This window comes from Enterobacter sp. BIDMC 26 (assembly GCF_000534435.1).
GTDB classification, from domain to species: domain Bacteria; phylum Pseudomonadota; class Gammaproteobacteria; order Enterobacterales; family Enterobacteriaceae; genus Enterobacter; species Enterobacter ludwigii.
On the sequence record NZ_KI973182.1, the window covers coordinates 3963030 to 3972510 of the forward strand.

The following is a 9481-nucleotide window of genomic DNA, read 5'->3' on the forward strand; positions in this document are numbered from 1 at the left end:
GCCGCAATAAAAAACGCCCCAGTCATTACTGACTGGGGCGGCTAAAATATTCAGCCAAATCCGATTACGTGAAGTAAAAGGTCTGAAAGATAGAACATCTTACCTCTGTACCCTACGCGAATAACTCTACCCCTTTTTTTGCTGTAGAAAAAGCACTTTTTGTAGTTTTTTTTCATTCTTTACATAGGGAATTCTAATGATCGTCACAAAACGCACTTTGTTATGTTGCTAACTTACATAAAAAGCGCGTTATTGGCAGAACCTTTAGTGAGCTTGATCCCAGTTTTCACCGCTGCCCACTTCCACCAGCAACGGCACGTCAAGCGTCATGCTGCTTTCCATCAGTTCGTGGATCTTCTTCGACACGGTGTCCAGATCATCTTTGTGGACTTCGAATACCAGTTCATCGTGTACCTGCATGATCATCTTCACGCGTGGCTTCTCTTTTTCCAGCCAGGCATCAACCGCAATCATCGCGCGCTTAATAATGTCTGCCGCCGTCCCCTGCATCGGGGCGTTGATGGCAGCACGTTCTGCACCGGCACGACGCGCGGCGTTGCTTGATTTGATGTCCGGCAGATAAAGGCGACGACCATCCAGGGTTTCGACGTAGCCTTTCTCCTTCGCCTGCGCACGGGTGCGCTCCATATATTCCAGCACGCCCGGATAACGCTCGAAGTAGAGATCCATATACTTCTGCGACTCTTTACGCGGAATGTTGAGCTGGCGCGAAAGGCCAAAGGCGCTCATGCCGTAGATCAGACCGAAGTTGATCGCCTTCGCACTGCGACGTTGCTCGTGAGTCACGCTGTCCAGCGGCAGCCCAAAGACTTCAGCCGCCGTTGCACGGTGGATATCCTTTCCTTCCGCAAAGGCCGTCAGCAGCCCCTTGTCGCGTGACAGGTGCGCCATAATACGCAGCTCAATTTGCGAGTAGTCGGCCGAGACGATCAGGTAGTCGTCTGGCGCGATAAACGCCTGACGGATACGACGGCCTTCTTCATTACGTACCGGAATGTTCTGCAGATTTGGATCGGTCGAGGAGAGACGACCGGTCGCCGCCACAGCCTGATGATACGAGGTATGCACGCGGCCCGTTTTAGGGTTGATCATCAGCGGAAGTTTATCGGTATAGGTAGACTTCAGCTTCGCCAGACCACGGTACTGGAGAATCACTTTTGGCAGCGGGTAATCCAGCGCCAGTTCCTCAAGCACTTCTTCAGACGTTGATGGCGCGCCGCCAGGGGTTTTCTTCAGCGGCTTAATTCCCTGTTTTTCAAACAGGATGGTCTGAAGCTGTTTCGGAGACGAAAGGTTAAACGGTTCGCCGGCAAGCTCATGCGCCTTCTGCTCAAGCTCGGTCAACCGCTGCGCCAGTTCTCCGGAGTGGTTATGCAGCACCGTCGGATCAATTTTTACGCCGTTGCGCTCAATGCGCGAGAGCACAGGTACCAGCGGCATCTCAATGTGCTGGAACACGTTCAGCGGACCTTCGTGCTTCTGCAGTTTTGGCCACATCTTCAGGTGCAGTTGCAGCGTGACATCGGCGTCTTCGGCCGCGTAGCGACCCGCTTCTTCCAGGGCAATCTGATTGAAGGTGAGCTGGTTTTTACCTTTTCCGGCAATCTCTTCAAAGGTAATGGTCTTATGCTTGAGCCAACGGTCGGATAAGGAGTCCATATCATGACGACCCGCCACGCTGTCGAGAATGTAAGATTCCAGCATGGTATCGAACGCAATGCCGCGCAGCTCAATACCATAGTTTTGCAGAATACCGCGATCATATTTGAGGTTTTGCCCAACCTTAAGCGCCTTGTCATCTTCCAGAATCGGCTTCAGCAGCTCCAGCACACGCTCACGCGGGATCTGATCAGGTGCATCGAGGTAATCATGTGCAACGGGCACATAGGCCGCCATTCCCGGCTCCGTCGCAAATGACAGGCCGACCATATTGGCGGAGATGTTATCGAGGCTGTCGGTTTCCGTATCGAAGGCAAAGAACGGCGCTTTTTTGAGTTTCTCAATCCACGCCACCAGCTGTGACTCTTCAAGGAGGGTTTCGTAATTGTCGAAAGAGAGCGCGATGGCCTCTTCTTCTGCCAGCTCTTCGGCATCAACGACAATCGTCTCCTTTGGCTTAGCAGCCGGTTTGGCCCCTTTTGCCTGCAGCCATTTACCGGCTTCCACGTCCGTGGTCCAGCGCTTGAATTCGTATTTCTTAAACAGGCTTAGCAGTTCGTCTGCGGAAGGCTGCTGCACTTCCAGCTGCTCACAACCCAGTTCCAGTTCAACATCGGTTTTAATGGTTGCCAGCTTATAGGAGAGATAAGCCACCTCTTTGTTCTCTTCCAGCTTTCCGGCCATGGTTTTTGCACCACGGAAGGAGAGCCCGGCGATTTTGTCCGGCTCCGCGTACAGCGTATCCAGCCCGCCCAATCCCTGAAGCAGCGCCTGTGCGGTCTTTTCACCCACGCCAGGTACACCTGGGATGTTATCCGAGGAGTCGCCCATCAGCGCGAGGAAGTCGATAATCAGCTCTGGCGGCACGCCATATTTTGTGACCACCTCTTCAGGCCCCAGGATGGTGTTGGTCATGGTGTTAATCAGGGTGATACCTGGCGTTACCAGCTGCGCCATATCTTTATCCCCTGTACTGATCAGTACCGGACGACCCATTTTTTCTGCTTCACGTGCCAGCGTACCTATTACGTCATCGGCTTCGACCCCAGAGACGGCCAGCAGCGGCAAGCCCATCGCTTTTACCATCGCGTGCAGCGGTTCAATCTGCGCACGCAGATCGTCAGGCATTGGCGGACGGTGAGATTTGTAATGCTCAAAAAGCTCGTCGCGGAAGGTTTTACCTTTCGCATCAAACACCACTGCCGCATGGGTTGGCTGGTACTGAAGAATCAGGCTGCGCAGCATGTTTAGCACGCCGTACATTGCGCCGGTAGGTTCCCCTGCGCTATTGGTCAGAGGAGGAAACGCATGATACGCCCGATACAGGTAAGAAGAGCCGTCGACGAGAATAAGAGGGTTTTCTGGGATCTGAACCATAATGTCCGTGCCTTTAATCAATTTATGCGTAAAGGATGCCACAGAAGGATGAAAACATCAGTTATTAGCGCCAGATACAGGAAAAGATTTTGCGATCGTGAGGATCGCTCGCAAAAATAAATCTGTGGATAAGTTTGTGCATACTTTTACGTCACAGGAATAACAGACGCTAAAAGTACATACCTCATAATAAATAGATGCTATATATCATAGAGTTATTATGTTTCATTTGATCTTCATGGCCAATTGATGACAATTTAGTCTATGTGGATATAAGCCCAGGGCCGCATGCCGTTATAGCGAAATCTTCTGCTCCCGGGCGTTATCCCGCAACGCCTGGCATGAAAGCACCCTTATTTTGTCTGATTTCTGATAAAATCAGCGCCCTGCACCGGATAGCCGGCCGCTCACTTACAGCTAACCATCTGAAAAAGCTCATCATGTCGAGATTGCTCGCAGCAATAACATTACCTTTAAGCATCATTTTAACTATTCTGGTGACTGTCGCCTGTTCTGTGCCGATCATTATTGCCGGCATCATTAAGTTGCTGCTGCCCGTGCCCGTGGTATGGCGAGCCGTATCCGCATTTTGTAATTTTATGATGTACTGCTGGTGTGAAGGACTGGCGTTCCTGTTGTACCTGAACCCACACCTGAAGTGGGATGTGGAAGGGCTTGAAGGCCTCAACAAAAAGAACTGGTACCTGCTTATCTGCAACCACCACAGCTGGGCTGACATCGTGGTGTTATGCGTGCTTTTCCGCAAACATATCCCGATGAACAAATACTTCCTGAAACAGCAGCTCGCCTGGGTACCTTTTATCGGTCTGGCCTGCTGGGCGCTCGATATGCCGTTTATGAAACGCTATTCGCGCAGCTATTTGCTTCGTCATCCGGAGCGTCGTGGTAAAGATGTGGAAACCACGCGCCGTTCCTGCGAAAAATTTCGCGCGCATCCGACAACCATTGTGAACTTCGTGGAAGGCTCGCGCTTTACGGAAGAGAAGCGTCAACAAACTCGCTCTCCTTATCAGCACCTGCTGCCGCCCAAGGCTGCGGGCATTGCGATGGCGCTTAACGTGTTGGGCGCGCAGTTCGATAAATTACTCAACGTCACGCTCTGCTATCCGGAAAACGACAGGACACCCTTCTTCGATATGCTCAGCGGCAAGCTGACGCGGATCGTTGTACGCATCGAGCTGGTGCCGGTTGATGACGGGTTGCACGGGGATTACGTTAACGATAAGAATTTCAAACGTCTTTTCCAGCGTTGGCTCAATACGCTCTGGAATGAGAAAGATGAACAGATAGAAAAGATTAAATCTTCATACAAAAACGCCGGTCAGTGACCGGCGTTTTTTTCTTTATTGATCTTACTTCTTCTCGACCAGATATTTCACGGTATCCGCGTACTGCTGTACGAAGATATCCATGCTGCTGGTGTCCATGCCCTGCGTGTTCAGCTGATATTTGCCGTTAACATACATCGCCGGAACGCCCTGCAGCTGAAGGTCTGCGGCGGCTTTTTCCTGCTGGGCTACCAGAGATTTCACCACAAAGCTGTTCCATGCCGCGTCGTATTCTTCACCTTTCACACCGGCATCCACGAAGACTTTACGGATATCTGCAGTCGTCTGAACTGTCTGGGTTTTCTGGACTGCTTCAAACATTGGTGCAGTGATCTTATCTTCCACGCCCAGCGCGATAGCTACCGCCCATGCCTGAGTCAGGTCTTTACCCAATGGGCCCAGGAACTCAACGTGATACTTGGTCATTTTGGTGCCTTCTGGCAGCTTTTTCTTCACGTTATCGGAAACATGCAGCACCTGCTCGAACTGATAGCAATGTGGGCAATAGAACGAGAAGAACTCCAGAACCTGAGGCTCGCCAGCGACTGGCTTTTCCAGTGTCGTATACTGTTTGCCGTCGGTAAACTGCGCAGCAGAAGCGCTAAATGCCAGAATCATACCTGCCAGCGCCAGCCAAATTTTTTTCATGATTAACTCTCTCCTGGGTGTGTCCAATTAATACATCGGCGTTAATTGCAGAGGGGGCTCCTTAAGAACCTTAACCTGCTCAGTAAATGTGGATATCTGGCTGCGCCAGTAATCCTCTCCGGTAAGCCACGGGAAATTACGGGGAAATGCAGGATCGTCCCAACGCCTGATTAACCATGCGAGATAATAAACAAAACGCATCGCGCGTAAAGGTTCAATCAGGACAATTTCGTCTGAATTAAAAGGGCTAAACTCTTCATAGGCCTCAATAATCGTTTCAAGCTGCATCCGTTGCTCAGCTTTATCGCCATTGAGCAGCATCCACAGGTCCTGAACCGCAGGCCCCATACGTGCATCATCGAGATCGACGAACAGCGGGCCATCACGCCAGAGAATATTACCAGCGTGACAATCGCCGTGCAGACGCAGAACGGAAATATCATCGCGCCAGCAGGTTTTCACCGCATCAATAAGTTTATCGGTCGCGTTGAGGAAATTATCCTTAAGCGCTTTGGGGATTAGCGCCGAGGTTTCAAATACCTGACGAGGTTCAAGCAGGTATTCCTGAATACCGATTGTCGGACGGGCAATAAAGTCTTCTTTGCGTCCCGTCTGGTGAATGCGTCCCAGATATCGGGCAACCCACTCCATCTGATCGATATTATCCGCTTCAAACTGGCGGCCCCCCAGGCTTGGGAATACGGCGTAGTAAAACCCTTCGTGGGTGAGCAGCGTTTGGTTATTAAATTTAAGCGGCGCGGCAACGGGAACATCATCATCCAGCAGATCGTGAGCAAACTGGTGCTCTTCCTGAATTTGTTCTGCGGACCAACGTTGAGGGCGATAGAACTTTACGACGAAGCGCTGACGATCCTCGTCCTGAAACTGATAGACGCGGTTTTCGTAGCTATTTAAGGGAGTTAACCCGGAATCCACCCGAATACCCTGTTCAAACAGCGCATCCATAATGGTATCCGGGTGTAATGTCTGGAAAGTAAAAGCCTGGTCGTTCATCCGATCATCCGGAAATTATACGAATGATTCAGGATATCATCTTGTGGCGATTTCGGTGCCGCCGCTTACAAGCTTTTACTCTTTAATTACGCCACGTGCGCGCAGCAACGCGGTTTTAAAATCTTCCTCATAATCTTTCTGAATACCAGGAATAACAGCGTCTTTGGCAGAGTCGCGCATTTTGAGATGGTAGATCAGGATATCGTCAGAAAGGTCTGTCAGTTCACCGTCAAAACCTGACTCTTTCGCCAGTTTCTGTAAAAATTGCATCAGATTAAGCTCTGGCTCTTTTTGCCAGGCCGGCTGGAGGAGTTCAATGACTTCATTCAGACGTTTACATTTCATGGTGGTGCTCCTTTCATTGAGAGTGACACGTTAGCAGGGTCAATCCCACAATAAAAGAGGCGATATTCATGAATCATGGCCAGCAAATAATCGGCGTTGTTCTGGCGGGTGGCAAGGCAACCCGAATGGGGGGGAAAGATAAAGGTCTTCAGCTCCTTAACGGTAAGCCACTCTGGCAGCATGTCGCTGATACGCTTGCGGACCAGGTCATGACAATGGCCATCAGCGCTAACAGGCATAGAGATGTTTATCAGCGTAGCGGGTATCCCGTTTACGAGGATACGCAGGAGAATTACCCCGGGCCACTGGCCGGTATGCTTTCGGTTATGCAGCAGTCGCACGGGGAGTGGTTTATCTTCTGTCCGTGTGATACCCCGTTTATTCCGTCTTGTCTTGTCGAACGCATGGTACGGCTTCGTGGTAGCGCACCCGTTGTCTGGGCCCATGACGGTGAGCGCGACCACCCTGCTGTTGCGTTGATCCACCGTTCGTTAGTTCCGGCGTTACAGGAGTACCTGACGGCAGGAGAGCGCAGGGTGATGGCTTTTATGCGCCAGTCAGGCGGCCATCCCGTCGATTTTAGCGATCTGAAATCGGCGTTTATGAACGTCAATACCACAGAAGATTTGCAGATGATGCAGGAGAAAAAATGATACCTGTTTTGGCCATTTCAGCCTGGAGTGGTACCGGGAAAACGACGCTGCTGAAAAAACTGATCCCTGCGCTTTGTGCTAAAGGTGTTCGCCCCGGATTAATTAAGCATACGCATCACAATATGGATGTCGATAAGCCGGGAAAAGACAGCTATGAGCTGCGTAAGGCGGGAGCAGCCCAAACGATGGTGGCGAGTGATCAGCGCTGGGCATTGATGACTGAAACACCGGATGAAGCGCCGCTGGATCTCATGTATCTGGTTAGCCGGATGGATCACTCTACTCTGGATCTGGTGCTGGTTGAGGGGTTTAAGCATGACGCGGTGGCAAAGATCCTACTGTTCAGAAGCCATGCCGGGCATGATGTTCACGAGCTGACGCTCGATGAGCATGTGATTGCAGTCGCCAGTGACGTAGCCCTGGATCTGGAGGTACCGGTACTGGATTTGAATAACGTTGAGGAGATCGCCGCGTTTATTTTGAATTGGTGTGCTGTCTGATGCTCTCTCCGGCGGCGGGAAAAAACCAAAGCAAAAAACCCCGCACCATACGGTACGGGGTTCTTTTAATTGATGCCTGGCAGTTCCCTACTCTCACATGGGGAGACCCCACACTACCATCGGCGCTACGGCGTTTCACTTCTGAGTTCGGCATGGGGTCAGGTGGGACCACCGCGCTAAAGCCGCCAGGCAAATTCTGTTAATCTGTATCAGCTGAAAATCGTCTCTCACCGCCAAAACATCTTCGGCGTTGTAAGGTTAAGCCTCACGGTTCATTAGTATCGGTTAGCTCAACGCATCGCTGCGCTTACACACCCGACCTATCAACGTCGTAGTCTTCAACGTTCCTTCAGGAGACTTAAAGTCTCAGGGAGAACTCATCTCGGGGCAAGTTTCGTGCTTAGATGCTTTCAGCACTTATCTCTTCCGCATTTAGCTACCGGGCAGTGCCATTGGCATGACAACCCGAACACCAGTGATGCGTCCACTCCGGTCCTCTCGTACTAGGAGCAGCCCCCCTCAATTCTCCAGCGCCCACGGCAGATAGGGACCGAACTGTCTCACGACGTTCTAAACCCAGCTCGCGTACCACTTTAAATGGCGAACAGCCATACCCTTGGGACCTACTTCAGCCCCAGGATGTGATGAGCCGACATCGAGGTGCCAAACACCGCCGTCGATATGAACTCTTGGGCGGTATCAGCCTGTTATCCCCGGAGTACCTTTTATCCGTTGAGCGATGGCCCTTCCATTCAGAACCACCGGATCACTATGACCTGCTTTCGCACCTGCTCGAGCCGTCACTCTCGCAGTCAAGCTAGCTTATGCCATTGCACTAACCTCCTGATGTCCGACCAGGATTAGCTAACCTTCGTGCTCCTCCGTTACTCTTTGGGAGGAGACCGCCCCAGTCAAACTACCCACCAGACACTGTCCGCAACCCGGATCACGGGTCTACGTTAGAACACCAGCCATTAAAGGGTGGTATTTCAAGGTTGGCTCCACGCAGACTGGCGTCCACGCTTCAAAGCCTCCCACCTATCCTACACATCAAGGACCAGTGTTCAGTGTCAAGCTATAGTAAAGGTTCACGGGGTCTTTCCGTCTTGCCGCGGGTACACTGCATCTTCACAGCGAGTTCAATTTCACTGAGTCTCGGGTGGAGACAGCCTGGCCATCATTACGCCATTCGTGCAGGTCGGAACTTACCCGACAAGGAATTTCGCTACCTTAGGACCGTTATAGTTACGGCCGCCGTTTACCGGGGCTTCGATCAAGAGCTTCGCGTTACCGCTAACCCCATCAATTAACCTTCCGGCACCGGGCAGGCGTCACACCGTATACGTCCACTTTCGTGTTTGCACAGTGCTGTGTTTTTAATAAACAGTTGCAGCCAGCTGGTATCTTCGACTGATTTCAGCTCCATCCGCAGGGACTTCACCTACATATCAGCGTGCCTTCTCCCGAAGTTACGGCACCATTTTGCCTAGTTCCTTCACCCGAGTTCTCTCAAGCGCCTTGGTATTCTCTACCTGACCACCTGTGTCGGTTTGGGGTACGATTTCGTGTTACCTGATGCTTAGAGGCTTTTCCTGGAAGCAGGGCATTTGTTACTTCAGCACCGTAGTGCCTCGTCATCACACCTCAGCGTTAACAAGGAACCGGATTTACCTGGAACCTCCGCCTACATGCTTAAACCGGGACAACCGTCGCCCGGCTAACATAGCCTTCTCCGTCCCCCCTTCGCAGTAACACCAAGTACAGGAATATTAACCTGTTTCCCATCGACTACGCCTTTCGGCCTCGCCTTAGGGGTCGACTCACCCTGCCCCGATTAACGTTGGACAGGAACCCTTGGTCTTCCGGCGAGCGGGCTTTTCACCCGCTTTATCGTTACTTATGTCAGCATTCGCAC

General features: G+C 51.5%; 7 protein-coding genes, 1 rRNA gene and 2 other annotated features. Of the genes, 3 read left to right on the top strand and 5 right to left on the bottom strand.

The window, feature by feature from the left end; all coding sequences use genetic code 11:
• Nucleotides 1-264 precede the first annotated feature (264 nt).
• Nucleotides 265-3057 carry a DNA polymerase I gene (gene polA, locus L462_RS04815; RefSeq protein ID WP_032679270.1) on the bottom strand — a complete coding sequence of 931 codons (2793 nt, stop codon included), beginning with the start codon at nt 3055-3057 and terminating at the stop codon, nt 265-267.
• A 440-nt stretch (nt 3058-3497) separates the two neighbouring features.
• Between polA and L462_RS04810 the strand changes: the two genes are divergently transcribed.
• Nucleotides 3498-4406, top strand: a complete 909-nt coding sequence (locus L462_RS04810; RefSeq protein WP_032679750.1) for an acyltransferase — start codon at nt 3498-3500, stop codon at nt 4404-4406.
• 24 nt (nt 4407-4430) lie between these two features.
• Here the strand turns inward: L462_RS04810 and dsbA are convergent, their stop codons facing one another.
• The 3 genes from dsbA to L462_RS04795 form a co-directional block, all read right to left on the bottom strand.
• On the bottom strand, nt 4431-5054 hold the full coding sequence (gene dsbA / locus L462_RS04805; protein ID WP_020883990.1) for a thiol:disulfide interchange protein DsbA: 624 nt from the start codon (nt 5052-5054) through the stop codon (nt 4431-4433).
• 27 nt (nt 5055-5081) lie between these two features.
• Nucleotides 5082-6068, bottom strand: a complete 987-nt coding sequence (locus L462_RS04800; RefSeq protein ID WP_020883991.1) for a serine/threonine protein kinase — start codon at nt 6066-6068, stop codon at nt 5082-5084.
• Nucleotides 6069-6143: 75 nt separating this feature from the next.
• Complete coding sequence (locus L462_RS04795; protein WP_010436801.1) at nt 6144-6413, bottom strand: YihD family protein; 270 nt, start codon at nt 6411-6413, stop codon at nt 6144-6146.
• A 68-nt stretch (nt 6414-6481) separates the two neighbouring features.
• Here L462_RS04795 and mobA point away from each other — a divergent pair, with 68 nt between their 5' ends.
• The gene (gene mobA, locus L462_RS04790; protein ID WP_032679272.1) at nt 6482-7066 is read left to right on the top strand and encodes a molybdenum cofactor guanylyltransferase MobA; all 585 of its coding nucleotides are present in this window, start codon (nt 6482-6484) and stop codon (nt 7064-7066) included.
• Entirely contained in the window at nt 7063-7566 is a 504-nt protein-coding gene (gene mobB / locus L462_RS04785) for a molybdopterin-guanine dinucleotide biosynthesis protein MobB (protein ID WP_032679273.1), read from the top strand. The genes mobA and mobB overlap by 4 nt, the downstream gene beginning before the upstream one ends.
• 74 nt (nt 7567-7640) lie before the next feature.
• Here mobB and rrf read toward each other — a convergent pair.
• Nucleotides 7641-7756 (bottom strand): 5S ribosomal RNA (gene rrf / locus L462_RS04780).
• 77 nt (nt 7757-7833) lie between these two features.
• Nucleotides 7834-8706 (bottom strand) — a sequence feature (23S ribosomal RNA rRNA prediction is too short).
• Nucleotide 8707: 1 nt separating this feature from the next.
• Nucleotides 8708-9467 (bottom strand) — a sequence feature (23S ribosomal RNA rRNA prediction is too short).
• Nucleotides 9468-9481: the final 14 nt, after the last annotated feature.

Coding starts and splice junctions, on each gene's coding strand:
- polA (WP_032679270.1), bottom strand. CDS start 3,057: ATGGTTCAGATCCCAGAAAACCCTCTTATTCTCGTCGACGGCTCTTCT.
- L462_RS04810 (WP_032679750.1), top strand. CDS start 3,498: ATGTCGAGATTGCTCGCAGCAATAACATTACCTTTAAGCATCATTTTA.
- dsbA (WP_020883990.1), bottom strand. CDS start 5,054: ATGAAAAAAATTTGGCTGGCGCTGGCAGGTATGATTCTGGCATTTAGC.
- L462_RS04800 (WP_020883991.1), bottom strand. CDS start 6,068: ATGAACGACCAGGCTTTTACTTTCCAGACATTACACCCGGATACCATT.
- L462_RS04795 (WP_010436801.1), bottom strand. CDS start 6,413: ATGAAATGTAAACGTCTGAATGAAGTCATTGAACTCCTCCAGCCGGCC.
- mobA (WP_032679272.1), top strand. CDS start 6,482: ATGAATCATGGCCAGCAAATAATCGGCGTTGTTCTGGCGGGTGGCAAG.
- mobB (WP_032679273.1), top strand. CDS start 7,063: ATGATACCTGTTTTGGCCATTTCAGCCTGGAGTGGTACCGGGAAAACG.